At 72.5% G+C, this 23,873-nt stretch carries 22 protein-coding genes; 12 read left to right on the top strand and 10 right to left on the bottom strand.

Going from position 1 to position 23,873, the window contains the following annotated elements; translation table 11 throughout:
* Positions 1 to 45 precede the first annotated feature (45 nt).
* Positions 46 to 1,038: a porphobilinogen synthase gene (hemB, locus tag ACIQR3_RS04390; RefSeq protein WP_403533833.1), complete on the top strand. Its 993-nt coding sequence runs from the start codon at positions 46 to 48 to the stop codon at positions 1,036 to 1,038.
* On the opposite strand, the gene ACIQR3_RS04385 is transcribed toward hemB, so the two are convergent.
* Positions 1,035 to 1,907, bottom strand: coding sequence for an SDR family NAD(P)-dependent oxidoreductase (locus tag ACIQR3_RS04385; RefSeq protein ID WP_403533831.1), 873 nt, complete (start codon positions 1,905 to 1,907; stop codon positions 1,035 to 1,037). The two genes, hemB and ACIQR3_RS04385, sit on opposite strands and share 4 nt — an antisense overlap.
* A gap of 123 nt (positions 1,908 to 2,030) precedes the next feature.
* On the opposite strand from ACIQR3_RS04385, the gene ACIQR3_RS04380 reads away from it, so the two are divergent.
* Entirely contained in the window at positions 2,031 to 2,918 is an 888-nt protein-coding gene (locus tag ACIQR3_RS04380) for a LysR family transcriptional regulator (protein ID WP_403533829.1), read from the top strand.
* Here the strand turns inward: ACIQR3_RS04380 and ACIQR3_RS04375 are convergent.
* Complete coding sequence (locus ACIQR3_RS04375; RefSeq protein ID WP_403533827.1) at positions 2,912 to 3,598, bottom strand: DUF4232 domain-containing protein; 687 nt, start codon at positions 3,596 to 3,598, stop codon at positions 2,912 to 2,914. The genes ACIQR3_RS04380 and ACIQR3_RS04375 overlap by 7 nt on opposite strands.
* A gap of 211 nt (positions 3,599 to 3,809) precedes the next feature.
* Here ACIQR3_RS04375 and ACIQR3_RS04370 point away from each other — a divergent pair, with 211 nt between their 5' ends.
* Together ACIQR3_RS04370 and ACIQR3_RS04365 are read left to right on the top strand one after the other, a co-directional pair.
* On the top strand, positions 3,810 to 5,279 hold the full coding sequence (locus ACIQR3_RS04370) for a helix-turn-helix domain-containing protein (RefSeq protein WP_403533825.1): 1,470 nt from the start codon (positions 3,810 to 3,812) through the stop codon (positions 5,277 to 5,279).
* 80 nt (positions 5,280 to 5,359) lie between these two features.
* Positions 5,360 to 6,586: a PLP-dependent aminotransferase family protein gene (locus tag ACIQR3_RS04365; protein WP_403533822.1), complete on the top strand. Its 1,227-nt coding sequence runs from the start codon at positions 5,360 to 5,362 to the stop codon at positions 6,584 to 6,586.
* On the opposite strand, the gene ACIQR3_RS04360 is transcribed toward ACIQR3_RS04365, so the two are convergent.
* The gene (locus ACIQR3_RS04360) at positions 6,575 to 7,435 is read right to left on the bottom strand and encodes a DUF2690 domain-containing protein (RefSeq protein WP_403533819.1); all 861 of its coding nucleotides are present in this window, start codon (positions 7,433 to 7,435) and stop codon (positions 6,575 to 6,577) included. The two genes, ACIQR3_RS04365 and ACIQR3_RS04360, sit on opposite strands and share 12 nt — an antisense overlap.
* Entirely contained in the window at positions 7,432 to 8,220 is a 789-nt protein-coding gene (locus ACIQR3_RS04355) for a peptidoglycan-binding protein (protein WP_403533817.1), read from the bottom strand. Before ACIQR3_RS04355 ends, ACIQR3_RS04360 begins: the two co-directional genes overlap by 4 nt.
* A 310-nt stretch (positions 8,221 to 8,530) precedes the next feature.
* Here ACIQR3_RS04355 and ACIQR3_RS04350 point away from each other — a divergent pair, with 310 nt between their 5' ends.
* A complete protein-coding gene (locus tag ACIQR3_RS04350; protein ID WP_403533815.1) occupies positions 8,531 to 8,980 on the top strand; it encodes a peptidoglycan-binding protein in 450 nt (149 codons plus the stop codon).
* Positions 8,981 to 9,061: 81 nt separating this feature from the next.
* Here the strand turns inward: ACIQR3_RS04350 and argS are convergent, their stop codons facing one another.
* Complete coding sequence (argS, locus tag ACIQR3_RS04345; protein WP_403533813.1) at positions 9,062 to 10,825, bottom strand: arginine--tRNA ligase; 1,764 nt, start codon at positions 10,823 to 10,825, stop codon at positions 9,062 to 9,064.
* A 140-nt stretch (positions 10,826 to 10,965) separates the two neighbouring features.
* On the opposite strand from argS, the gene lysS reads away from it, so the two are divergent.
* A complete protein-coding gene (gene lysS / locus ACIQR3_RS04340) occupies positions 10,966 to 12,708 on the top strand; it encodes a lysine--tRNA ligase (protein ID WP_403533810.1) in 1,743 nt (580 codons plus the stop codon).
* A gap of 210 nt (positions 12,709 to 12,918) precedes the next feature.
* A complete protein-coding gene (locus ACIQR3_RS04335) occupies positions 12,919 to 13,824 on the top strand; it encodes a CPBP family intramembrane glutamic endopeptidase (RefSeq protein WP_403533807.1) in 906 nt (301 codons plus the stop codon).
* 5 nt (positions 13,825 to 13,829) lie between these two features.
* On the opposite strand, the gene ACIQR3_RS04330 is transcribed toward ACIQR3_RS04335, so the two are convergent.
* The 3 genes from ACIQR3_RS04330 to ACIQR3_RS04320 form a co-directional block, all read right to left on the bottom strand.
* Positions 13,830 to 15,146 carry a DUF2637 domain-containing protein gene (locus tag ACIQR3_RS04330; RefSeq protein ID WP_403533805.1) on the bottom strand — a complete coding sequence of 439 codons (1,317 nt, stop codon included), beginning with the start codon at positions 15,144 to 15,146 and terminating at the stop codon, positions 13,830 to 13,832.
* 99 nt (positions 15,147 to 15,245) lie between these two features.
* Entirely contained in the window at positions 15,246 to 16,127 is an 882-nt protein-coding gene (locus tag ACIQR3_RS04325) for a DUF3558 family protein (protein ID WP_403533803.1), read from the bottom strand.
* Between the two features lie 150 nt (positions 16,128 to 16,277).
* Positions 16,278 to 17,153: a DUF3558 domain-containing protein gene (locus tag ACIQR3_RS04320; protein WP_403533800.1), complete on the bottom strand. Its 876-nt coding sequence runs from the start codon at positions 17,151 to 17,153 to the stop codon at positions 16,278 to 16,280.
* Between the two features lie 205 nt (positions 17,154 to 17,358).
* Between ACIQR3_RS04320 and ACIQR3_RS04315 the strand changes: the two genes are divergently transcribed.
* Positions 17,359 to 18,552, top strand: a complete 1,194-nt coding sequence (locus ACIQR3_RS04315) for an RtcB family protein (RefSeq protein ID WP_403533797.1) — start codon at positions 17,359 to 17,361, stop codon at positions 18,550 to 18,552.
* A gap of 31 nt (positions 18,553 to 18,583) precedes the next feature.
* Here the strand turns inward: ACIQR3_RS04315 and ACIQR3_RS04310 are convergent, their stop codons facing one another.
* Together ACIQR3_RS04310 and ACIQR3_RS04305 are read right to left on the bottom strand one after the other, a co-directional pair.
* Positions 18,584 to 19,357: an SDR family NAD(P)-dependent oxidoreductase gene (locus tag ACIQR3_RS04310; RefSeq protein ID WP_403533795.1), complete on the bottom strand. Its 774-nt coding sequence runs from the start codon at positions 19,355 to 19,357 to the stop codon at positions 18,584 to 18,586.
* Between the two features lie 119 nt (positions 19,358 to 19,476).
* Positions 19,477 to 19,812, bottom strand: coding sequence for a YnfA family protein (locus tag ACIQR3_RS04305; RefSeq protein ID WP_403533792.1), 336 nt, complete (start codon positions 19,810 to 19,812; stop codon positions 19,477 to 19,479).
* 96 nt (positions 19,813 to 19,908) lie between these two features.
* Between ACIQR3_RS04305 and ACIQR3_RS04300 the strand changes: the two genes are divergently transcribed.
* The 4 genes from ACIQR3_RS04300 to ACIQR3_RS04285 all read left to right on the top strand — a co-directional run bounded on the left by ACIQR3_RS04300 (position 19,909) and on the right by ACIQR3_RS04285 (position 23,852).
* Positions 19,909 to 20,997 (top strand): LLM class flavin-dependent oxidoreductase, encoded by a 1,089-nt coding sequence (locus tag ACIQR3_RS04300; RefSeq protein WP_403533789.1) that lies wholly within the window; start codon positions 19,909 to 19,911, stop codon positions 20,995 to 20,997.
* Positions 20,994 to 21,605 (top strand): FMN reductase, encoded by a 612-nt coding sequence (locus ACIQR3_RS04295; RefSeq protein ID WP_403533786.1) that lies wholly within the window; start codon positions 20,994 to 20,996, stop codon positions 21,603 to 21,605. Before ACIQR3_RS04300 ends, ACIQR3_RS04295 begins: the two co-directional genes overlap by 4 nt.
* Positions 21,606 to 21,692: 87 nt before the next feature.
* Positions 21,693 to 22,430 (top strand): response regulator transcription factor, encoded by a 738-nt coding sequence (locus ACIQR3_RS04290; RefSeq protein ID WP_403533783.1) that lies wholly within the window; start codon positions 21,693 to 21,695, stop codon positions 22,428 to 22,430.
* 3 nt (positions 22,431 to 22,433) lie between these two features.
* Complete coding sequence (locus tag ACIQR3_RS04285) at positions 22,434 to 23,852, top strand: ATP-binding protein (RefSeq protein ID WP_403533780.1); 1,419 nt, start codon at positions 22,434 to 22,436, stop codon at positions 23,850 to 23,852.
* The last annotated feature ends 21 nt before the right edge of the window (positions 23,853 to 23,873 follow it).

The raw sequence follows: 23,873 nt of genomic DNA, 5'->3' as shown, positions 1-23,873 counted from the left end.
GTGCGTCGGCAAAGGCATCGCGGGGGCGGGCGTAGCGTAGGTGGTATGTCGACGTATGGAAGCTTTCCCGGAAGCCGGCCCCGGCGGCTGAGGTCCACCCCCGTGATGCGTCGGATGGTCGCCGAGACGCGGCTGCATCCCGCTGACTTCATCCTTCCGGCCTTCGTGCGGGAGGGCGTGAGCGAGCCGGTGCCGATCGCCGCGATGCCGGGGGTCGTGCAGCACACGCGGGACACGCTGAAGAAGGCCGCCGTCGAGGCGGTGGAGGCCGGGATCTCCGGGATCATGCTGTTCGGCGTGCCGGAGGAGGGGAAGAAGGACGGGCTCGGGACCGCCGGGACCGACCCGGACGGGATTCTCCAGGTCGCGCTGCGGGATGTGCGCAGCGAGGTCGGGGACGAGCTGCTCGTCATGGCTGATCTGTGTCTGGACGAGTTCACGGATCATGGGCACTGCGGAGTGCTCGACGAGCAGGGGCGCGTCGACAACGACGCGACGCTTGAGCGGTACGCCGAGATGGCTCAGGTGCAGGCCGACGCCGGGGCGCACGTCGTCGGGCCGAGCGGGATGATGGACGGGCAGATCGGGGTCGTCCGGGACGCCCTCGATCAGATCGGGCGGGAGGACGTCGCCATCCTCGCCTATACGGCCAAGTACGCTTCCGCGTTCTACGGGCCGTTCCGGGAGGCCGTCGGGTCCTCGTTGCAGGGGGACCGGAAAACCTATCAGCAGGACGCCGCCAACGCGCGGGAGTCCCTGCGGGAGTTGGCGCTGGACCTGGAGGAGGGCGCCGACATGGTGATGGTCAAGCCGGCCGGGCCCTACCTCGACATCCTGGCGAAGGTGGCGGAGGCCGTGGACGTGCCGGTCGCCGCGTACCAGATCTCCGGTGAGTACTCGATGATCGAGGCCGCCGCCGAGAAGGGGTGGATCGACCGGGACCGGGCGATCCTGGAGACGCTCACCGGGATCAAGCGGGCCGGCGCGCGGAACATCCTGACCTACTGGGCGGTGGAGGCCGCGCGCACGCTCCGTTAGGCGGTCGCGAGCAGTCGCCTCGTCCAGGCGCGGACGGCTGTGGTCACCTCGGGGGTGACGTGGCCGAGCAGCGCGTCGGACGGGGTGCCGGTCGGGTCGAGGACCAGGCCGGTGCGGCCGTCGAGGGATCGGTCGGTCGCCGCGGTGAGCGGGGAGCGGACGGCCGCGGAGACCGGGGTGGCCACGCCCTGGAGGACCTGGTCCCACAGCGGGCGCATCGGGGGCGGCAGGATGTCGACGGTCATCTGCGCGGCGTTGCCGGTGGCGGCGGGGCCGGGGTCGGCGGCGAAGACCGAGACGCCGGTGTCCTTGAGGCGGTCGGCCAGGTCCAGGGTGTGGACCAGGTGGGCCAGCTTGGCGCGGCCGGTCGCCGACATGCCGTAGTGCGGGCCGGGCGGCTCGACAGTCTCCGCTTCGTACACGGGCTGCGCGGCCATGATCGCGCTGGACGTGATGTTCACGACGCGGCTGGGGGCGCCGGCGGTGAGGGCGGGGAGCATCGCCTCGGTGAAGACGTACGGGGAGAGGTGGTTGAGGGCCACGCTCGCCTCGATGCCGTCGGGGCTCTCCCAGCGGTGGGTCCACATGCCGCCCACGTTGTTGACCAGGAGGTGGAGCGGTCCCTCGGCGGTCAGGCGTCCGGCGAGGGCGCGGGTCTCGGCGAGGGACGAGAGGTCCGCCGGGACGAAGCGGGCCGCCGGGGTGCCGGCCGCCTGGTCGACGCGGGCCACGGCGGCCTTGCCGCGTTCGGTGTCCCGGCCGATGACGGTGACCTGCCAGCCCTGGACGGCCAGGGCCACCGCGGTCTGGAGTCCGATGCCGGCGGTGCCGCCGGTCACCACCGCCGTACGGGCCTGTACTGCTGTCATGCGTGGATCAGCTCCTTGTGTGGGTGCCGCTCCAGCCAACTCCCGCGTCGTCGAGCGGGGAAGTTCCGGTTCGGCAGCCCGCCATGCCGCGGCGGCATAGCGGCACGTGGGAGCATGTGCGGTGTGAGGGACGTGGAAGTGCGGCAGATCCAGTACTTCGTGGCCGTGGCCGAGGAGCTGAACTTCACCCGGGCCGCCGAACGGCTGGCGATGACGCAGCCGGCGCTGTCGCGTGCCGTGCGGGCGCTGGAGAAGACCGTGGGGGCCGTGCTGCTGTCGCGTACTCCCCAGGGGGTGACGCTGACGGCGGCGGGGGAGGTCATGCTCAGCGAGGGCAGGTCGCTGCTGGACCGGCTCGACGACTCCCTCGCCCGGGTCCGGCGGGCGGCCGGGCCGCCGGCGCCGCTCACCGTCACCAGCCCCGGCTGCGAGGCCGCCCTGCTGGACCGGCTGGTGCGGGAGTACAACGGCACGGGGCCGGCGCGTCCGGTGCGGGCCGAGGTGGGCACCCTGGGGGACCAGGTGCGGCGGCTGCGCTCGGGCCGGGCCGACCTCGCGCTGGGGTGGGGGGAGCCGGAGGACCCGGAGCTGACGGGGGTGGTGCTGCGGTACGACTGCCCCCGGGTGCTGCTGGGGGCCGGGCACCGGCTGGCGGAGCGTGCGGCGCTGGAGCTGGCCGACCTCGCCGACGAGCCGCTCGTCGACTGGTCCGGCGCCGAGGATCCGCTGCGTGACCCGGGGCTGTGGCCCGCCGGACCTCCGGGGCGTCCGGGGCCGCGCGTCAGCGACGGCCTCCAGATGATGGCGGTGGTCGGGCTCGGCCAGGCAGCGGCGGTCACGGTCGCCTCCGAGAGCACCCGGACCCCGCCCGGCGGCACGGTCAGCCGCCCGCTCCGGGACGGGCCGCGGCTGCCGTTGCGGCTGCGGTGGTCCCGGGAGCGGGGGACGGCGGACGTACGGGAGTTCGCGCGGTACGCGGTGCGGTGCCTTCGGCGGGACACGGCTCAGTAGGTCAGGGCCGTGGCGCGGTCGGTCAGCCAGTAGGTGACCGAGAGGGAGTCGTCGACGTGGACGCCGGCGGCGGGCAGGGAGACCGTGGCGACGGAACCGTCGTCGAACGGGATCGTCAGCGCCGTCTCCGTACGGCCGTTCGCGGCGCTGCCGTCGCCGGCCGAGAGCAGGACGCCCGCGTAGCCGGACGCGCCCGGCTCCAGCGTGGTCAGCGCCTGCGGCTTGCTGGCCTCCACGACCGGCGGCACGGACTGGGCCTCGCCGAACCGGGCCGCCGGGTAGGTGGGCAGGGAGCAGGTCTTCGAGCCGGTGTTGGTGGCGGTCAGCAGCAGGTGGTTGATCGGGCTGGACACCTCGGTGGCGGTGATCTCCACGTCGTCGGCGGAGCAGTCGCCGGCGACGGAGGCGTCGGCGTTGTTCTCGGTAGTGGTGCTGTTCTGCTTGCCGGCGGTGTCCGTGCCGGTCCCCGTGCCGTTCGCGCCGTTCGTGCCGGCGGTGTCCTTGGCGGCCGTGTCGCCGGAGGCGGCGGCGTCGGTGCCGGTCTGCGCGGTGGTGTCGGAGGAGGCGGACGTGGTGCGCAGGCCCGTGGCCGAGCCGTCCTCGCAGGCCGTCAGGGAGAGTGCGGCGAGTGCGACGGTGGCGGCGGCGAACAGACGGACCCGAGTGGTGCGTGCGGACATGAGGTGATCCCCTTCACAGGTGGGTGGGAGTGGCGCCGCTCGACCGTTGCGGGGAGCGGCTGCTTGACTGGTCACAGCCTGCGGCAGCGGCCGTTCCGGTCGCCAGCCATGGCGGCACACGCGGGACGCTGGGACGGTTGGAACCACTCTGACCTGGAGAGACGTCCCTGTTCTGGGATGCGGTGCGGGGACAAGGGGAGCGGGAGACACGGTGGCTGCGGACGATTTCGCGGGACTGCTGCGGGAGCTGAAGGAACGGTCGGGCCTCAGCTACGGGGCGCTGGGCAAGCGGCTGCACATGAGCGCGTCGACGCTTCACCGGTACGTGAAGGGGGAGGTCGTACCGACGGAGTTCGCCTCCGTCGAGCGGATGGCCCGGCTGTGCCGGGCGACGCCCGAGGAACTGCTGGAACTCCACCGCCGCTGGATCCGCGCGGATGCGCTGCGGGGGGTGAAGGCGGACGGGGCGGCCGAGCAAGGGGAGGCCGCCGCCAAGTCCGGGGGTGCCGGTGCGGGTTCCGGTGCCGGTGCCGTTGTGGGTGCGGGTGCGGGTGCGGGTGCCGGTGCGGCGGTAGGTGACGGGCAGTCCGGTGAGGGGGAGCTGCCCGCCGTGCCGGGTGGTGCGGACCGGCCGGGGACCGAGCCGGACGGTGCGGTGCCGGACGCCGTGGTGCCGGGCGGTGCCGTGTCGGACGGCGCCGGTTCGGACAGTGACCCGGCCGACGTCACCGTGGTCGGGGAGGTGGCCGGTGACGGCGCGAGCGGGGGGCGGTCCCGCAGGCGGGTGATGTACGCCGCCGGGACCGGGGTCGGGCTGGCCGCCGCCGTGGCGCTCGTGGTCGGGTTGCTGCCGGAGGGGGGAGACGGGCAGGACTCCGCCGGCGCCGTCGGGGCGACCGTCTCCGCCCGGCACTCCACGCGGTCCTCGGACCCGTCGCCGAGCGCCGACCGGTCGGCGTCCCCGAGCGCGTCCGCCAGCGCGAGCGCCGACGCCACGGCGAGTGCCGGTGCCGGTCCGCGGGCCGCCGCGAGCAAGGGCGAGAACGCGACCGCGTCCGCCGCGGCCCCGAAGGCCGACGGCCCCGTTCCGGTGTCCGTGCAGACCACCCCGCACTACTGGGACGGGCCGTGCGACCAGAACTTCCTGGTCGACCGCAGCCCCGAGAACGTGCTGGAGCCTCCTCCCCAGCAGGACTCGGCCGGCTGGATCGCCTCCTACGGCGCTGTCGCCGCGGGCCGGCAGCAGGTCTCCTTCACCGTGCAGGGCACGGGCGAGGAGACGGTCGTCCTGAACGCCCTGCACGTCCGCGTCCTCAGCAGCACCGCGCCGCTGACCTGGAACGAGTACGCCATGGGCGTCGGCTGCGGGGGCGGGGTCGGCACCAAGGCGTTCGACGTCTCGCTGGACCTCGGCAACCCGCTGGCCACACCGGTCAACGGGCAGCGGGACTTCCCGTACAAGGTGACCGAGTCCGACCCCGAGGCCTTCTACGTCAACGCCCACACGAGCGGGCACGACGTGCGCTGGCAGCTGGAGCTGGACTGGTCCAGCGGGTCGCGCCGGGGCACGCTGAAGATCGACGACAACGGAAAGCCGTTCCGCACGAGTGCCTCGGAGACCGACAGCTACTACGGCTACCCGCTCGGCGGCGACAAGTGGGAGCAGTACACGAAGGAGTGAGGGGCCGGCTCGCTCCTGAGCCGGTGTCCGCATCACGGAAACCTGCTTGTAGACGGCATGTATATGCCTAGGGTGCGGTCATGACCGTGACCCAGCCTCCCTCCGCGTCCTTCGCCCCCGTCCCGCCGCTCGCCGCGCGGGCCCGGTCGATCGGTGGTTCGCCGGTACGGGACATCCTCGCCGTCACCGCCCGCCCCGAGGTCGTCAACTTCGCGGGCGGGCTGCCGGCGCCGGAGCTGTTCGACACCGAGGGGATCGCCGCCGCGTATCAGGCGGTGCTCGCCGAGACGCCGGGGCGGGCGCTGCAGTACTCCACGACCGAGGGCGAGCCGGCGCTGCGGGCCGCGCTCGCCGCGCGCACCTCGGCACGCGGCCTGGCCACGGACGCCGACGACCTCCTCGTCACCACCGGTTCCCAGCAGGCGCTGTCCCTGCTGGCCACCGCCCTGCTCGAACCGGGCGACACGGTGCTGGTGGAGGACCCCTGCTACCTCGCCGCGCTCCAGGCCTTCGGCTTCGCGGGTGCCCGCGTGATCGCCGTGCCCGGGGACGCCGAGGGACCGGACCCCGAGGCGCTGGCGGAGCTGGTGGTGCGGGAGCGGCCCAAGCTGTTCTACACCGTGCCGACCTTCCAGAACCCGACCGGCCGCACCATGACCGCCGGCCGGCGGGCCGCCGTGGCCTCGGTCGCCGCGCGGCACGGGCTGTGGATCGTCGAGGACGACCCGTACGGGGAGCTGCGGTTCGAGGGCGAGCGGGTGCCGTGGATCGCCGCGTACGAGGAGGCCCGGGACCGGACCGTGCTGCTCGGCTCCTTCTCCAAGGTGATGGCGCCGGGGCTGCGGCTGGGCTGGCTGCGGGCGCCCGCCGGGCCGCGCCGGGCCTGCGCGGTGGCCAAGCAGGCCGCCGACCTGCACACCCCGACCGTCAACCAGCTCGCCGCCGCCCGGTACCTGGCCGACCGGGACCTGGACGCCCACGTCCGCCGGGTCGCGCGGGCGTACGGCGAACGCCGGGACGCCATGCTGGCGGGGCTGGCGGACGCGCTGCCGGCCGGGTCGCGGTGGACGCGGCCGGAGGGCGGCATGTTCCTGTGGGCGACGCTGCCCGCGGGGTACGACACGACGGCCCTGCTCCCGCGGGTGGTCCGGCACGACGTGGCGTACGTGCCCGGGGCGCCCTTCTACGCCGGTGAGCCCGACCGGTCGACGCTGCGGCTGTGCTTCGTGACGCAGACGCCGGACGCGATCGGGGAGGGGCTGCGCAGGCTCGGGGAGGGGCTGCGGGAAGCGGCGCTAGCCGGGTGACGGTGAGCGGGCCGGGCCGACCCGGGCGGTGACGCACTCGGGGGCGTCGTCGGCCGACGCGGGCCGGAAACAGGCGCGGACCGTGCTGCCGGGGCCGGCCGCGGCCATGCCGGTGTAGACGTAGGTGTCCGCGTCGGCCGCGTCCCGGACCCGCACGGCGTGGGTCGGTCCGGACACCGTGACGTCCAGCCGGTCGCCGACCGCCGTTCCCCAGGTCCGGGCCCAGCTCGCGCCGCAGGTCTCGCTGTAGCGCAGCTCCACGTAGGCGCCGGTGGCGGTGCGGGACGTGGTGAGGGTGTCGGGGTCGATGCCGCAGACCAGGCGCAGCGGGTCCCGGCCCTCGCAGGCGGCTCCGTGGCACCGGGGGGAGAGGGAGTACGGGACGGAGACCGGCAGCGGTTCGCCCGCCGCGTCCGTCGCCCGGTCCCGGGCCGACGGGAGGAGGAGCAGCAGGGCCGTGCCGCCGGCGAGCAGGGTGTACACCGACGCCAGCGCGACCAGGAGGCGGATGCGTCCGGGGCTGCGGGGGCGGTCGCCGGCGGGCTGTGGCCGCTCCGTCTCGTGCCGTGGTTCCGCCGGGGGAGGGGCGGCGGGGGTGAGGACCGCGCCGCGTCCGCTCCGCTCCGACTCGGTGATCTCCCACAGGGCCAGCAGCCGCCTGGGCGGTTCGTCGGCGATCCGGCACAGCTCCTGCACGGCCTGGCGCGGGGGCAGGATCTTGCCGTTGAGATAGCGCTCCCAGGAGGACTTGCTGTACGCCGTCCGCTCCGCCAGCGCCGCCAGGCTCAGCCCCGTACGGGTCCTCAGCTCCCGCAGGGCCTCGGTCAGCCGGGTGTGTGCGGTGCTCACCGGGGCGCCACCTCCCGCAGGGCCTGCCAGGTGTGCGGGCCGATGACCCCGTCCACGACCAGGCCGTGCCGTTTCTGGACGCGCTGCACGGCGCGCTGGGTCCGCGGGCCGAAGACGCCGTCGATGTCCCCCGGCGAGATCCCGGCCCGCCGCAACAGGCACTGCGCCTCGGCCACTTCGGGCCCCACGTGCGTGTACGCCAGGATGGTGTCCGAGGTCCGGCTCAGCCCCGCGTACCAGCGGCCGTCGCGCTGCTCCGGGCGGCAGGTGTAGGTGACCGGCACCAGGGACGCCGACACGGTGGCCGGGGCGGCGGCGACGGTGTCGGTGCGGACCCGGGCGAGCCGCTCGCGGGTCTCGGCGAGCCGCACGGCCAGCAGCAGCGTCACGGAGACGGACAGCACCAGCGCGACCGCTCCCGCCGTGACCAGCGCGCGGGGGTAGGGGTGGCGGCCGTACGGCCGTCGCCGCGCGGCGTCGTCCGTCCCCGTGTGGGCGCTCACGGGGGCCGGCTGTCCCTCCGCCCAGCGCTCGGCGGCGATCTCGTGCAGCGCCAGCAGCCGGGCCGGATCGTCGCCCCCGACGCGGGCCATCGCCTCCACGGCGGCCCGGGGCGGCAGCGATCCGCCGTTCAGATAACGTTGCCAGGATCTCGCGCTGTAGCCGGTCTTCACGGCCAGTTGTCGGGTGCTCAGTTCCCCGCGGTCCTTCAGTGTGCGCAGGCGCACGATCAACTGACGGACGGGTGGCGGAAGTTCTCCGGGCAGCTCTTTCCAACGCGACATGTGTCCCCCGCTCGCGTCCGGGACCGCTGGTCCGGTCCCAGGTGTCCCGGTCTCATTCTGCCTCAGCGGCCCCGGCGGCTTCGGGGCGAAGACCTCAACCCGGCGGGTAATCGGCTGAAATGCGTACGGAGCCGTCCCGCCGACGCGCCCGGACCGGACGGCGTCCCAGCAGCTCAGGGCCTGGGACGTCCCGGGACGACGTCACTTCTGCGCCAACTGTGGCGGTGCGGCGTGCCGCCCCGCAGTCTCGTCGTGGAGCCGGCCGGTGCGGTCGGGTCCGCTCATCGCACGTCACATGGAGGGGAACAGCATGCGAGCTCTCACGAAGGCCTTCGTCAGTGTCACCGCCGCCGTCGGGATCGCCGCCGGCGGACTCGCCACCGCGAGCACCGCGATGGCGGCGCCCGCGTCGGCGGCCCAGGCGCAGGCGGTGAGCGTCGAGGCCGGCGTACTCGCGGTGAACAATCTCGGGCTGGACACCGCCCACGCGAAGAGCTGGCAGTGCTGGCTGCGCGACACGGGCTACAACCCCGGCACGATCGACGGCCAGCTGGGCACCAACAGCTGGAAGGCGGCCCAGCGGAAGTTCAACGACCTGGGCTACAACGCCGGCACCGTGGACGGCATCGTCGGCACCAACACCATCAAGGCGCTGCAGAGGTACCTGAACCTCCACGGTGCCAACCTCGCCGTGGACGGCATCGCCGGTCCGGCGACCAAGGCCGAGTTCTGGGACTTCGCGGGCACCCACCGCTGCTGAGCCCGCCCGCCGGCCGCACGCGTGCCGCGGCCCGTTCCCCTCTGCCGGCCAGAGGAGAACGGGCCGCGGCCTTGAACGCGTTCAGAGCCGCTCGGGCGTCCTGATCCCCAGCAGGTCCATCCCCCGGTGCAGCGTGCGGGCCGTGATGTCGCACAGGAACAGGCGGTTCGCGACCTGCTCCGGCGAATCGGCCTTCAGCACCGGGCACTTGTCGTAGAAGGACGTGTAGAGCGAGGCGAGCTGGTACAGGTACGCCGTCAGCTTGTGCGGGGCGTACTCCGCCGCCGCCTCGGCCACCGTCTCCGCGAACGCGTCCAGGTGCAGGCCGAGGGCGCGCTCGGCGGCGTGCAGCTCCAGCTCCGGGCGGGGCGCCGGGGCGGTGTCGCCGGCCTTGCGCAGGATGGAGCGGATGCGGGCGTAGGCGTACTGGAGGTAGACGGAGGTGTCGCCGTTGAGCGAGACCATCTGGTCCAGGTCGAACTTGTAGTCCCGGTTGGCCGACGTCGACAGGTCCGCGTACTTCACCGCGCCGATGCCCACCTGGGTGCCGCGCTCGGTGATCTCGTCCTCGGACAGGTCCTGCGCCTTCTCCCGTACGACCGCGGAGGCGCGGTCGATGGCCTCGTCGAGGAGGTCGACGAGGCGGACCGTCTCGCCCGCGCGGGTCTTGAACGGCTTGCCGTCCTTGCCCAGGACCGTGCCGAAGGCGAGCTGGACGGCCTTGACGTCCTCGCCGAGCCAGCCGGCCCTGCGGGCGGTCTCGAAGACCATCTTGAAGTGCAGGGACTGGCGGGCGTCGACGACGTAGAGGAGGGTGTCCGCCTTCAGGTCGAAGACGCGGTTGCGGATCGCGGAGAGGTCGGTGGCCGCGTAGCCGTAGCCGCCGTCGGACTTCTGCACGATCAGCGGGACCGGCTTGCCGTCCGGGCCCTTGATGTCGTCGAAGAAGACGCAGAGGGCCCCCTCGGAGCGGACGGCGACGCCCGACTCCTCCAGGAGGCGGCAGGTCTCGGCCAGCATGTCGTTGTACCCGGACTCGCCGACGATGTCCGGGTCCCGGATCTCCATGTCCAGCTTCTCGAAGACGGAGAAGAAGTAGATCTTCGACTCGTCCACGAACTTCTGCCACATGGCGAGCGTGTGCTCGTCCCCGGCCTGGAGGTCGACCACCCGGCGCCGGGCCCGCGTCTTGAACTCCTCGTCGGAGTCGAACTTCTTCCGCGCGGCCTTGTAGAGGCGGTCGAGGTTCGACATCGCCTCCTCGCCGGAGACCTCGCCACCGGAGTGGTCCAGCTCGTGCGGGTGCTCGTCCAGGTACTGGATGAGCATGCCGAACTGGGTGCCCCAGTCGCCGATGTGGTGGCGCCGCACCACCGTCTCGCCGGTGAACTCCAGGATCTGCCGGACCGCGTCGCCGATCACCGCCGAGCGCAGGTGGCCGACGTGCATCTCCTTCGCCACGTTCGGCTGGGCGTAGTCGATGACCGTGGTGCCCGGCTCGGCCGCGTGCGGCACGCCGAGGCGGCCGGTGTCGTCCGCGTACCGCGCCGCGAGGTTCTCGGTGATCGCCCGGTCGCCGACGGTGATGTTCAGGAAGCCGGGGCCGGAGACCTCGACGTCCTGGATCAGGGCGCCGGTGGTGACGTGGGAGACGACCTCGGCGGCCAGCTCGCGCGGGTTGGCCTTCGCCTTCTTGGCCAGCGCCAGGATGCCGTTGGCCTGGTAGTCCGCCCGGTCGCTGCGTCGCAGCAGCGGGTCCGCGCCGGCGTCCTGGGGCCGGGTGGCCGACAGGGCGGACGCGAGCTGCTGGTGGACGGAGTCGCTGAGGGACGTGACCGAGGCCATAGGAAGGGGTGCCGTTCTCCTCGTGGGGATCGATAGACCCGCCCAGTCTCTCATGGGGTCCGTCGCGGGCGGCAAAGCCGTTTTCCCGAGCGCGACCGGGTCTGTGAGAATGGACCGACACCCTGTACAGAAAGAAGGACGTGCCGATCGTGGCTCAGAGCACAGAGACCTCCGACTGGGTCTCCCGTTTCGCGGACGAGGTCATCGCCGAATCGGAGCGCCGTGCCCCGGGCGCCAAAACGGTCGTCGTCGCGTCCGGACTCTCCCCGTCGGGCCCCATCCACCTGGGCAACCTCCGCGAGGTCATGACCCCGCACCTGGTCGCCGACGAGATCCGCCGCCGCGGCCACGAGGTCCGGCACCTGATCTCCTGGGACGACTACGACCGCTACCGCAAGGTCCCGGCCGGTGTCCCCGGCGTCGACGACTCCTGGGCCGAGCACATCGGCAAGCCGCTGACCTCCGTCCCCGCCCCGAAGGGCTCGGCGTACCCGAACTGGGCCGAGCACTTCAAGGCCGCGATGATCGAGGCGCTCGGCGAGCTGGGCGTGGAGTTCGACGGCATCAGCCAGACCGCGCAGTACACCTCCGGTGTCTACCGCGACCAGATCCTGCACGCCATGCGGCACCGCGCGGACATCGACGCGATCCTCGCCCAGTACCGCACCAAGCCGAAGACCAAGAAGCCCCAGCAGAAGGCCGTGGACGCGGCCGAGCTGGAGGCCGAGGAGGGCTCCGGGGCCGCCGCCGAGGACGACGGCAGCTCCGGCTCCGCCGGGTACTTCCCGTACAAGCCGTACTGCGGCAACTGCGAGAAGGACCTGACCACGGTCACCGCCTACGACGACGACTCGACCGAGCTGACCTACGCCTGCACGGCGTGCGGCTTCTCGGAGACGGTCCGCCTCAGCGAGTTCAACCGCGGCAAGCTGGTCTGGAAGGTCGACTGGCCCATGCGCTGGGCGTACGAGGGCGTCGTCTTCGAGCCGAGCGGCGTCGACCACTCGTCCCCCGGCTCCTCGTTCCAGGTCGGCGGGCAGATCGTCGGGATCTTCGGCGGCAAGCAGCCGATCGGCCCGATGTACGCCTTCGTCGGCATCAGCGGCATGGCCAAGATGTCCTCGTCCAAGGGCGGGGTGCCGACCCCGGCCGACGCGCTGAAGATCATGGAGCCGCAGCTGCTGCGCTGGCTGTACGCCCGCCGCAAGCCCAACCAGTCCTTCAAGATCGCCTTCGACCAGGAGATCCAGCGGCTGTACGACGAGTGGGACCGGCTGGACGCCAAGGTCGCCGACGGCTCCGCCCTGCCCGCCGACATCGCCGCGCACTCCCGTGCCGTGCGCACGGCCGCCGGCGACCTGCCGAGGACGCCGAGGCCGCTGCCGTACCGCACGCTCGCCTCGGTCGCGGACATCACCGCCGGGCACGAGGACCAGGCGCTGCGCATCCTGAGCGAGCTGGACCCGGCCGACCCGCTGGGCTCCCTGGACGAGGCCCGCCCGCGGTACGACAAGGCCGAGGCGTGGATCAACACCCACGTCCCCGCCGACCAGCGCACCATCGTGCGCGAGCAGCCCGACACCGAGCTGCTTGCCTCCCTCGACGAGGCGTCGGCGCGGTCGGTGCGGCTGCTGCTCGACGGGCTCGCCGACCACTGGTCCCTGGACGGGCTGACCCACCTCGTCTACGGCGTGCCCAAGGTCCAGGCCGGCTTCCCCGCCGACGCCACGCCGAAGGACCTCCCGCCGGAGATCAAGACCGCCCAGCGGACGTTCTTCGCCCTCCTCTACCGCCTCCTCGTCGGCCGCGACACCGGTCCCCGGCTGCCGACGCTGCTGCTGGCGGTGGGGCAGGAGAGGGTGCGGGTGCTGCTCGGGGCGTAGCGCTGTACGTGCGGTGAGGGGGCGTCCGGTGTGTGCCGGGCGCCCCCTTTCCGCTCCCCCGGGTACAGCCTGCTGTACCCGGGATCGGGGCGTGCGCGGCAGTGATCGGGGAGCCCGGCGCTGGTGTGCTGGAGGCATCGCACGGGCGGCGCTCGAACGCCGCTCGGCCGCTGCCGAGCCGCCGCTCGGCCTCCCCGAAGGGACACCCCGGTGACGATCACCAGCCTCCCCCAGCAGGCCCCGGCACCACGCGACTCCGCCATCCGCCGCCGGCCGCTGACCTGGTTCTTCACGCTGGCCATGGCACTGAGCTGGCTGGCCTGGACGCCGTACATCCTCTCCGGCAACGGTGTCGGCCTGTGGCACTGGACCTTCCCCGGCGGCGCGCTCGGCAGTCAGCTGCTCGGCGTCCTGCCCGGTGCCTACCTCGGCCCGATCGGCTCGGCGCTGCTGGTCACCGCCGTCACGGAGGGACGCGCCGGACTGCGGGTGTGGCGGGGCCGGATGACGAAGCTCAGGGTGAGCTGGTTCTGGTTCCTGGTCGTGGCGCTCTCCGTGCCCCTCGCCCTGACGATCGCCACCGTCGCGCTGACCGAGCAGAACCCGGTGCTGCCGTCGGCCGCCGTGCTCGCCGCCTACGTCCCCGGTCTGATCATGCAGATGATCACCACGGGGCTGGCCGAGGAGCCGGGGTGGCGCGAGTTCGCGATGCCGCGCATGCAGAGCCGCTTCGGCCCGCTGGTCGCCACCCTGGTCGTGGGGGTGCTGTGGGGTGCCTGGCACCTGCCGCTGTTCCTCACCGAGTGGGGCGGCGGCCCGGACGCCGACCCCGCTCACGTACTGGCCTTCATGGGGACGACGCTGGCCTTCAGCGTGGTGATGACCTGGGTGTTCAACCGCTCCCGCGAGAGCATGCCGCTGGTGATGCTGCTGCACACCAGCGTGAACAACTTCTTCTCCGTGGCGTGGTCGGACATGTTCCCGTCGGCGGAGTCCGGGGCCACGACCTACGCGTTCCTGCTCGCGTCGCTGGCGGCGGCGCTGGTGGTCCTGGTGGCGACCCGGGGGCGGCTGGGGCTGCGCCGGCCCGGTGCGCCCGTCCCGGCCGCCGGCTGACGGGGTCAGGCGATGTGGTCCTCTTCCAGTTCCGCGTTGTAGCGGTTGGTGAAGCGGTTGACCATGCGCTTGGCCTCCTCCGGGGGCAGGGCCGTGCCGAACTCGGCCTCCACGTTCTCGCCGAACTCACGCGCGGTCGGGTAGCCGCCGCCGGGGATCGACTTCTTGAAGACCTGGTAGTAGTCCTCCTCCGTCGGCTCCTCGACCGGGGTGCCGCCGCCCTCGCCCAGCTCGCGGGTGCGGCCCGGCGACACCGGTATGGGGAAGCTGCCGGTCTCCTCGGGGGAGGGCTCGGGCTCGATCGGCGGCGGCTCCTCCTCGTACTGGTCCCGGTACTCCTCCGCCTGCTGCTGCTCCTCGTACCACTGGGCGTACTGCTCGGCCGGGTCGTACGTCGGGTCGTAGCCGCCCCGGTACTCGGTCTGGCGCGGGGCCTTGAACCACGGGCTGCTCTCGTCCACCACCGGCGGCTGCGGCTCCGGGCCGGGCCCCGAGGCCAGCTCGCGGCGCTGCTCCGGGGCGGGGGCCACCTGCGGCTGTGCCGGGGACTGGGGCTGGGGCTGGAGCTGGGGCGCGGACTGCGACGGGGACTGCGTGGTCTGCTGTGGGGGCGCCGGGGGCAGCAGGGCCGGTTCGATGCCCGCCGCCGCCAGGCCCGAGGGGGCCGTCTCCGCCAGCGGGACGCCGTAGCGGGCCAGGCGCAGCGGCATCAGCGACTCGACCGGGGCTTTGCGGCGCCAGGCGCGGCCGAAGCGGGAGCGGAGCCGGGCCTGGTAGACCAGGCGCTCCTGCTCCAGCTTGATGACCTGCTCGTAGGAGCGCAGCTCCCACAGCTTCATCCGGCGCCACAGGAGGAAGGTCGGCAGGGGGGAGAGCAGCCAGCGGGTGAGGCGGACGCCCTCCATGTGCTTGTCGGCGGTGATGTCCGCGATCCGGCCGATGGCGTGCCGGGCGGCCTCCACGGAGACCACGAACAGGATCGGGATCACCCCGTGCATGCCGACGCCCAGCGGGTCCGGCCAGGCCGCCGCGCCGTTGAACGCGATCGTCGCCGCCGTCAGCAGCCACGCCGTCTGGCGCAGCAGCGGGAACGGTATGCGGATCCAGGTCAGCAGCAGGTCCAGGGCGAGCAGGACGCAGATGCCGGCGTCGATGCCGATCGGGAAGACGTAGCTGAACTTCCCGAAGCCCTTCTGCATGGCCAGGTCGAGAACGGCCGCGTACGAGCCGGCGAAACCGATCCCCGCGATGATGACGGCACCGAAGACGACGACCCCGATGAGAACGCGGTGCATCCGTGTCAGCTGAAGTGGCGCGGCCACCCGTACTCCCCTCCCAGTGCCTGTTGTTGCGCGCTACAGGGTGGCACATGTGTGCGGGAGGGCGGGTGGCCGGTGGGGGAAGTGGCGTTTGTCGGGTTGTCAGCTCTTCTTCGACGACGACTTCGACTTCGACGACGAGGAGCTGTCGTCGTCCGAGTCGTCGTCCGACGTACCGGTCGACGTACCGGTCGTGGTCGAGGCCGAGGCGCTCGCCGAGGCGCCGTTGGCGGCCGACACCGCGGCCACCGCCTCCTTGGCCGCCCGCTTCGCGTCCGTCACCATCCCCTTGGCGTCCGGGGACTCGTCACCGGCCAGGCCGGCGCCGTTGTAGTCGACGGTGACGACGACGTTCTCGACGCGTGCGACGGCGGTCTGCTGTTTGAAGGTGCCTTCCTTCTTCTTCAGCACGTACTGGACGATCGAGGCCTCGTCGCCCGCCCCGGCGAACAGGTCGCCCTGCACGCTCTTCGCGCCGTCGGTGTTCTGGGCGTCCTTGATCTGCTTCTCGTAGTACTCGTGCGCCAGGTCGTCGCCCGCGCCGCGTGTGACGTCGGACTCGAAACGCAGCAACGAGACGTTCAGCCAGCGGAACTGCGAGCCCTTGACGCCGTTGTCGTCCAGGCTGTCCCAGGAGCAGCCGGCGCGCGTCGCGGTGTCGGAGGACGAGCCCTCCTTGCCGGACTTCGCCTTCGGCACGAGGTCCTTCAGCGTCTTCTTCGTCAGCACGTCGCACGGCTCCGGCAGCTTCCCGTACGCCGCCTCCCGCACCGTCGGGGACGGGCTCGCGGTCGCCGACGCGGAGGCCGACGCGCTCTTCTCGCTCGCGGACTTGCCCTCGTCGGAGCCGGAGTCGGAGGAGCAGCCGGCGGCGACCAGCATCACGGGGACGGCGGCTGCGCCGACAAGGACGCGGCTCAGACGCTTCACCTGTCGGTCGTGCTGGTCTCGCTGCACTCGTCGCTGCATGGTTCCTTCACTCATGGCACTCATGACACTCGTGTTCTTGGCGTTCGGACGTTCAGGCGTTCAGGCGTTCGGAACGGTTCTGGTGGGCCACCGTACGCGGTGGGGAAACCGCGCGGTCCCGGTTCGGACGCTTCCCGAACGCGCGCGGCCGGGGCCGAACGGGCGTCAGCCGCCGAGGGAATCGGCCAGCCGGGAGGCCAGTTTCCGGGCCTTGTCCTGCATTTCCTCGCTGTCGGGGACGGCGCCGACCACGGCCGGCTGCTCGGCGTACTCGATGGTGACGATGACGTTCGACGTGCGGAACACCACAGTCACCGTGCGCCGCTCGGCCGTCGAGCCCGAGTCGCTCAGCTCGTCGTCGAGGAACGCCTCGTCACCCAGTCCGTCCAGCAGCCGGGGCTGCAGATCGGTGGGGGTGGCCTCGGCCGACGCGCTGGACGGGGAATCGGAGGCGGAGCCGGACGCGGAGCCGGACGCGGAGCCGGACTCGGAGGTTGCCGAGGCGGTGGCGGAAGCGGAGGCGGTGGGTGCCGCGGAGGAAGAGGGGGACGCCTCCTCCGACTCCGGTGCCGACTGCGTTTCGGACACGGTCGGTTCGGGCAGGTCCGCGTCCTCCTCCTTGGCCGCGAACAGCTCCTCGGCCTGGCTGTCGTCGCTGACCGCGTTGTCGTAGGACACCACGCGCTCGAAGTCGACGAGCAGATGGTCCGTGGCGTCCGTCGAGTCGACCTTCCAGCGGCAGCCGACCTTGCGGTCGTTGTCGTAGGTGAGCGTCGCCTCGCCCTCGTACGCCTTCGCGCGCTGGTCCTCGTCGGTGATCTGCCGGATGCCGGGCAGCAGCGAGTCGAGGGATTCCTCGCCGACCGCCGAGCACGGTTCCGGCAGGGTGCGGTACCGGCCGGGCTGGGCGGCGGCCGAGGTGGCGCCGGAGCCGCCCGGGTTGGAGTCGTCGGTCGTGCCGCCGTCCGAGCCGCCGGTGCAGCCGGCCAGCAGCGCCGCGAGGAGGGCGACGGCGCCGGATACGTACGCCTTCCGCTGCACGGTCGGCTCCTCTCGACGGTGGGACCGGTGGCGGGTCCTTCAGTGTCCCCGCTGGTTAATCGCTTGCCGCACGGGGGTGGGTCCTGGGGACAATGTGTATCGCACGCGCTGCCGCGGACGCCGGTCCGAGATCCCTTTCGTCAGTACTGGTGACGGTTTTTGCGCTTTCTTCTTTATGTTGTCTTTCCGGGGGAATGAGGACGTCATGTCGTACGTGGAAGTGCCGGGCGCGAAGGTGCCGATCCGGATGTGGGCCGACCCGGCGACGGTCGAGGGCGGCGCGATGCAGCAGCTCCAGAACGTCGCGACGCTGCCCTGGATCAAGGGCCTGGCCGTGATGCCGGACGTGCACTACGGCAAGGGCGCGACCGTCGGGTCGGTGATCGCCATGCGGGGCGCGGTGTGCCCGGCGGCGGTGGGCGTGGACATCGGCTGCGGGATGTCGGCGGTGAAGACGTCCCTGACGGCGAACGACCTGCCGGGGGACCTGTCCCGGCTGCGGTCGAAGGTCGAGCAGGTGATCCCGGTGGGGCGGGGGATGCACGACGACCCCGTGGACCCGGGGCGGCTGCACGGGTTCGCGACGGCCGGGTGGGACGACTTCTGGGGGCGGTTCGGCGGGGTCGCGGAGGCGGTCAGATTCCGTCAGGAACGGGCCGGGAAGCAGATGGGGACGCTCGGCGGCGGGAATCACTTTGTCGAGATCTGTATAGATACGGCCGGTTCCGTCTGGCTGATGCTGCACTCCGGTTCCCGGAACATCGGCAAGGAACTGGCCGAGCACCACATCGGCGTGGCCCAGAAGCTGCCGCACAACCAGGGCCTGGTCGACCGCGACCTGGCGGTCTTCGTGGCGGACACACCGCAGATGGCGGCATACCGCAACGATCTGTTCTGGGCGCAGGAGTACGCGAAGTACAACCGCTCGATCATGATGGCGCTCCTGAAGGACGTGGTCCGCAAGGAGTTCAAGAAGGCCAAGCCGGTCTTCGAGCCGGAGATCAGCGCGCACCACAACTACGTGGCCGAGGAGCGCTACGACGGGATGGACCTGCTCGTCACCCGCAAGGGCGCGATCCGGGCCGGTTCCGGTGAGTACGGGATCATCCCCGGCTCCATGGGGACGGGGTCGTACATCGTCAAGGGCCTCGGGAACGAGAAGTCCTTCAACTCCGCCTCCCACGGCGCCGGCCGGCGCATGAGCCGCAACGCGGCCAAGCGCCGGTTCTCGACCCAGGACCTGGAGGAGCAGACGCGGGGCGTGGAGTGCCGCAAGGACTCCGGCGTCGTGGACGAGATCCCGGGTGCCTACAAGCCGATCGAGCAGGTCATCGACCAGCAGCGGGATCTCGTGGAGGTCGTGGCGAAGCTGAAGCAGGTCGTGTGCGTGAAGGGCTGACGGCCGACGGGCCGACCCGCGGGGCCGGTCGTCACCGTTCCCGGTGCACCTTCGTGTTCGACGCCTGGGCGCGGGGGCGGACGATCAGGAGGTCGATGTTGACGTGGGAGGGGCGGGTGACCGCCCAGGTGATGGTGTCGGCGACGTCGTCGGCGGTCAGGGGCTCGGCCACGCCCTCGTAGACCTTGGCGGCCTTCTCGGCGTCGCCGGCGAAGCGGGTCAGGGCGAACTCGTCGGTCTTGACCATGCCGGGCGCGATCTCGACGACGCGGACCGGGCGGCCGACGATCTCCAGGCGGAGCGTCTCGGCGAGGACGTGCGCGCCGTGCTTGGCGGCGACGTAGCCCGCGCCGCCCTCGTAGGTGCCGTGGCCGGCGGTGGAGGAGACGACCACGACCGTGCCGTCGCCGCTCGCCTCCAGCTTGGGCAGCAGGGCCTGGGTGAGGTGGAGGGTGCCGAGGACGTTGGTCTCGTACATCCGGCGCCAGTCCTCCGGGTCCCCGGTGGCGACCGGGTCGGCGCCGAGCGCGCCGCCCGCGTTGTTGACCAGGACGCCGATGGTCCTGAACGCCGACGCGAACTCGTCGACGGCCGCGCGGTCGGTGACGTCCAGGGGGTAGGCGGTCGCCGAGTGGCCGGCCGCGTTGATCTCCTCGGCCAGGGCCTCGATGCGGTCCTTGCGGCGGGCGGTGAGGACGACGCGGTGGCCGGCCGCCGCGAGTTGCCGCGCCGTGGCGGCGCCGATGCCGGAGCTGGCGCCGGTGACGATCGCGATCCGGGAGGCTGCGGAGGGGGCGGTGGGCATGCGGGGCTCCTTGGCGGCGACGGGGGATTGCAAGGATAGGCGGGGTGGTGCGGGCGGGTGGCGGCCGCGGGTGCGTGGTGGCTGGTCGCGCAGTTCCCCGCGCCCCCAGGGGCGCCCCGTCAGTCGCCGCGCGGGGCGTACATGATCAACGCCATGCCCGCCAGGCAGACCAGGGCGCCCGCGAGGTCCCAGCGGTCCGGGCGGTAACCGTCCGCCACCACGCCCCACAGGATCGAACCGGCGACGAAGATCCCGCCGTACGCGGCGAGGATGCGGCCGAAGTGGGCGTCGGGCTGGAACGTGGCGACGAAGCCGTAGGCGCCCAGCGCCAGGACGCCGCCCGTCATCCACAGCCAGCCCCGGTGTTCCCGTACCCCTTGCCAGACCAGCCAGGCGCCGCCGATCTCGAACAGCGCGGCGACGACGAAGAGGGCGGCGGAGCGGGCGATCAGCATGGGGGCAGCCTCGCATCACCGCACTGGAATAACGGCACTCGGCCCCTCGTTGCGGAGGTATAGTTGAACAGTCAACAACCTGGAGGTCGATCGACCATGCAGTTCGGCATCTTCACCGTCGGCGACGTCACGCCGGACCCGACCACGGGCCGTACGCCGACCGAGCGGGAGCGCATCAAGGCCATGGTCGCCATCGCGCTGAAGGCCGAAGAGGTCGGCCTCGACGTCTTCGCGACCGGTGAGCACCACAACCCGCCCTTCGTGCCCTCGTCCCCGACCACGATGCTCGGCTACATCGCGGCCCGCACCGAGCGGCTGATCCTGTCCACGTCCACCACGCTGATCACCACCAACGACCCGGTGAAGATCGCCGAGGACTTCGCGATGCTCCAGCACCTGGCCGACGGCCGGATGGACCTGATGATGGGGCGCGGCAACACCGGCCCGGTCTATCCGTGGTTCGGCAAGGACATCCGCGAGGGCATCAACCTCGCCGTCGAGAACTACGCGCTGCTGCACCGGCTGTGGCGCGAGGACGTGGTGACCTGGCAGGGGAAGTTCCGTACGCCGTTGCAGCAGTTCACGTCCACGCCGCGTCCGCTGGACGGGGTGCCGCCGTTCGTCTGGCACGGCTCGATCCGCTCCCCGGAGATCGCCGAGCAGGCCGCGTACTACGGTGACGGCTTCTTCCACAACAACATCTTCTGGCCGGCCGACCACACCAGGCGGATGATCGAGCTGTACCGCACCCGCTACGCCCACTACGGCCACGGCACCCCCGAGCAGGCGATCGTCGGCCTCGGCGGGCAGGTGTTCATGCGGAAGAACAGCCAGGACGCGGTACGCGAGTTCCGGCCGTACTTCGACGTCGCCCCGGTGTACGGGCACGGGCCGTCGCTGGAGGAGTTCACCGAGCAGACCCCGCTGACCGTGGGCTCCCCGCAGCAGGTCATCGAGAAGACGCTCGCCTTCCGCGCGTACGCCGGCGACTACCAGCGCCAGCTGTTCCTGATGGACCACGCCGGCCTGCCCCTGAAGACCGTGCTGGAGCAGCTCGACCTGCTCGGCGAGGAGGTCGTGCCGGTCCTGCGCAAGGAGTTCGCCAAGGACCGGCCCGCGAACGTCCCCGACGCGCCGACGCACAGCTCGCTGCTCGCCACCCAGGAGAGGGTGACCTCGTCATGAAGCTCGTCGTCGTCTCCGCGGGGCTGAGCGTCCCCTCCTCCACCCGGCTCCTGGGGGACCGGCTGGCCGCCGCCGTCGCCGGGCACGCACCGGCCGGGGTGGAGGTGGAGGTGGTCGAGCTGCGCGACCTCGCCGTGCCGATCGCGCACACCTTCACCAGCGGGTTCCCCGAGGGCGGGCTGGCCCGGGCGTTCGAGGCGGTGGCCGCCGCGGACGGGCTGATCGTGGTCACGCCGGTGTTCTCCGCCTCGTACAGCGGACTGTTCAAGTCCTTCTTCGACGCGCTCAGCGTCAGCGAACCCGACGCCCTCACCGGCACACCGGTCCTGATCGCCGCGACCGGCGGCACCGCCCGGCACTCCCTCGTCCTCGACCACGCCCTGCGCCCGCTCTTCGCCCACCTCAAGGCCGTCGTCGTCCCCACCGGCGTCTACGCCGCCTCCGAGGACTGGGGCGCCGAGGGCCTGGACGGACGGATCGCGCGGGCCGGGCGGGAACTGGCCGAGCTGATGAACGGACTGTCCCGCGCGGTCCCGCAGCCCCGGCGCGACTCCTTCGAGGAGGTCACCCCCTTCGCGGAACGCCTCGCCGCGCTGCGGACCCCGTAGGAGCGGGCCGGTGAGAGGCCGGTGAGAAGCGAGGTCACCGGGGCCCGCGCCCCGGTGCGCCGCCCGTGGGCTTGGCAGACTGGGTGCGTGTCCCAGAGAACCCAGCCAAGCCAGGCAGCCCCGACGCTCCTGCTCGCCGAGGACGACCGTGCCATCCGCAACGCCCTGGAGCGCGCCCTCACCCTGGAGGGCTACCGGGTCGTCGCGGTCGCCGACGGCGCCGAGGCGCTGGCCGAGGCCCGCCGCGAGCGGCCCGACGTGCTGGTCCTGGACGTGATGATGCCCGGCGTCGACGGCCTCCAGGTCTGCCGGACGCTGCGCGCCGAGGGCGATCCGACGCCGATCCTGATGCTGACGGCGCTGGTGGAGACCGCCGACCGGATCGCGGGGCTCGACGCGGGCGCCGACGACTACGTGGTCAAGCCCTTCGACGTCGAGGAGGTCTTCGCCCGGCTGCGCGCCCTGCTGCGGCGCACGGGTGCCACCCCCGGTGCCGGGGTGGGCGACGTGCCGAAGCCCGCTTCCGACGCCCTGGAGGCCGTAGGGCTGCGGATGGACCCGCAGGCCCGGCGCGCCTGGCGCGGGGAGCGGGAGCTGGAGCTGACCCGGACCGAGTTCGAGCTGCTCGAACTGCTGGTCCGCAACGCCGGCGTCGTCCTCGACCACGCCACCATCTACGACCGCATCTGGGGCTACGACTTCGGCCCCGGCTCGAAGAACCTCGCCGTCTACGTCGGCTACCTGCGCCGCAAGCTGGACGAGCCGGACGCGCCGCAGCTGATCCAGACGGTGCGGGGCGTGGGTTACGTGCTGCGGGAGGGCTGACCCGTGGCCCAGGACGACCGACCCTGGCCGGCGTCCGGTCGGCGGCCCCGGCTGACGTCGCTGCGGACCACGTTCGCGGTGTCGTTCGCGACGGTCACGGCCGTGGTCACGGTGCTGGTCGGGGTGGTGTCGTACAGCGCCGCCGCCCGGCTGGTCCGGGTCGACCAGGAGACCGTCTTCGAGCAGATCGTGCAGGACCTGCGGGACGAGGTCCGGCAGCAGCGGATGACGCCGGAGGACTTCTCCTCCTCCGCGCCCGGTCACGACATCGTCCGCCCGGCCCGCACGGACGTGCAGGTGCTGGGGCCGGACGGCGCGGTCACCGACGCGTCCCGGCCCCGGCTGCCGGTGACCGGCACGGACCGGGAGACGGCGGGGGCGGAGGCGGCCGGGCGGATGGTGCAGCACGAGGACATCGACGTCGGCGACGACGTGTACCGGATCGCGACGGTGGCGCTGGGCGGGGGCCGGGGCGCGGTGCAGGTGGCGCAGGAGTTCAGCGACACCGAGGACCTGCTGCGGGTGCTGCAACGGCAGTCGCTGATCCTGATGGCGGTGGTGGTGACCGCGGCGGGGCTGTTCGGCTGGTGGCTGGCCCGGCGGATCACCTGGCGGCTGGTGGCGCTGACCTCCGCCGCCGAGGACGTCGCCCGCACCCGGCGGCTCGGCGCCCAGGTGGTGCCGGTCAGCGGACTGGACGAGGTGGGGCGCCTGGGCCGCGCCTTCGACCGGATGCTGGGGCGGCTCGCCCAGTCGGAGGAGGACCAGCGGCGGCTGGTGCAGGACGCGGGTCATGAACTGCGTACGCCGCTGACCTCCCTGCGGACCAACATCTCGCTGCTGCGCCGGATCGACGAGCTGCCGCCCGGCGCGCGCGACGACCTGGTCGCGGACCTGGGGCAGGAGGCCCGGGAGCTGACCGACCTGGTCAACGAGCTGGTCGACCTGGCCGCCGGGCAGTCCGACACCGAGCCGCCGCAACGGGTCGACGTCGCCGAGATCGCCTACGACGTCGCGGGGCTCGCCCGGCGCCGCTTCGGGCGCGAGATCACCGTGCGGACCTGCGGGGACACCCGTACGGAGGGACGGCCGGCCATGCTGACGCGGGCGCTGTCCAACCTGGTCGAGAACGCCGCCAAGTTCGACCCGGACGGCGTCGCCCCCATCGAGGTCGCCGTCGCGGGGCCCGCGCGGCCCGGCACCATCCGCGTCGAGGTCCTGGACCGGGGGCCCGGCATCGCCGACGACGACCTGACCCGCGTCTTCGACCGCTTCTACCGCGCCCCCGACGCCCGCTCCCGCCCCGGCTCCGGCCTCGGCCTGTCGATCGTGCGGGAGGTGGCCCTGGCGCACGGCGGGGCGCCGTTCGCGTACCGGCGGGAGGGGGGCGGGACGGTGATCGGGTTCACTGTGGGGAACTGACCGTCTGCTCGCGCGGAGCGA

The sequence above is a fragment of the Streptomyces sp. NPDC090994 genome (assembly GCF_044768905.1).
Lineage (GTDB): Bacteria > Actinomycetota > Actinomycetes > Streptomycetales > Streptomycetaceae > Streptomyces.
This window is presented reverse-complemented; position numbering and strand designations above follow the sequence as displayed.

What these genes read in the sequence shown, in the direction of transcription:
- hemB (WP_403533833.1), top strand. Translation starts at nt 46, where the DNA reads ATGTCGACGTATGGAAGCTTTCCCGGAAGCCGGCCCCGGCGGCTGAGG.
- ACIQR3_RS04385 (WP_403533831.1), bottom strand. Translation starts at nt 1,907, where the DNA reads ATGACAGCAGTACAGGCCCGTACGGCGGTGGTGACCGGCGGCACCGCC.
- ACIQR3_RS04375 (WP_403533827.1), bottom strand. Translation starts at nt 3,598, where the DNA reads ATGTCCGCACGCACCACTCGGGTCCGTCTGTTCGCCGCCGCCACCGTC.
- ACIQR3_RS04365 (WP_403533822.1), top strand. Translation starts at nt 5,360, where the DNA reads ATGACCGTGACCCAGCCTCCCTCCGCGTCCTTCGCCCCCGTCCCGCCG.
- ACIQR3_RS04355 (WP_403533817.1), bottom strand. Translation starts at nt 8,220, where the DNA reads ATGTCGCGTTGGAAAGAGCTGCCCGGAGAACTTCCGCCACCCGTCCGT.
- ACIQR3_RS04350 (WP_403533815.1), top strand. Translation starts at nt 8,531, where the DNA reads ATGCGAGCTCTCACGAAGGCCTTCGTCAGTGTCACCGCCGCCGTCGGG.
- argS (WP_403533813.1), bottom strand. Translation starts at nt 10,825, where the DNA reads ATGGCCTCGGTCACGTCCCTCAGCGACTCCGTCCACCAGCAGCTCGCG.
- ACIQR3_RS04325 (WP_403533803.1), bottom strand. Translation starts at nt 16,127, where the DNA reads ATGAGTGAAGGAACCATGCAGCGACGAGTGCAGCGAGACCAGCACGAC.
- ACIQR3_RS04315 (WP_403533797.1), top strand. Translation starts at nt 17,359, where the DNA reads ATGTCGTACGTGGAAGTGCCGGGCGCGAAGGTGCCGATCCGGATGTGG.
- ACIQR3_RS04310 (WP_403533795.1), bottom strand. Translation starts at nt 19,357, where the DNA reads ATGCCCACCGCCCCCTCCGCAGCCTCCCGGATCGCGATCGTCACCGGC.
- ACIQR3_RS04305 (WP_403533792.1), bottom strand. Translation starts at nt 19,812, where the DNA reads ATGCTGATCGCCCGCTCCGCCGCCCTCTTCGTCGTCGCCGCGCTGTTC.
- ACIQR3_RS04300 (WP_403533789.1), top strand. Translation starts at nt 19,909, where the DNA reads ATGCAGTTCGGCATCTTCACCGTCGGCGACGTCACGCCGGACCCGACC.
- ACIQR3_RS04295 (WP_403533786.1), top strand. Translation starts at nt 20,994, where the DNA reads ATGAAGCTCGTCGTCGTCTCCGCGGGGCTGAGCGTCCCCTCCTCCACC.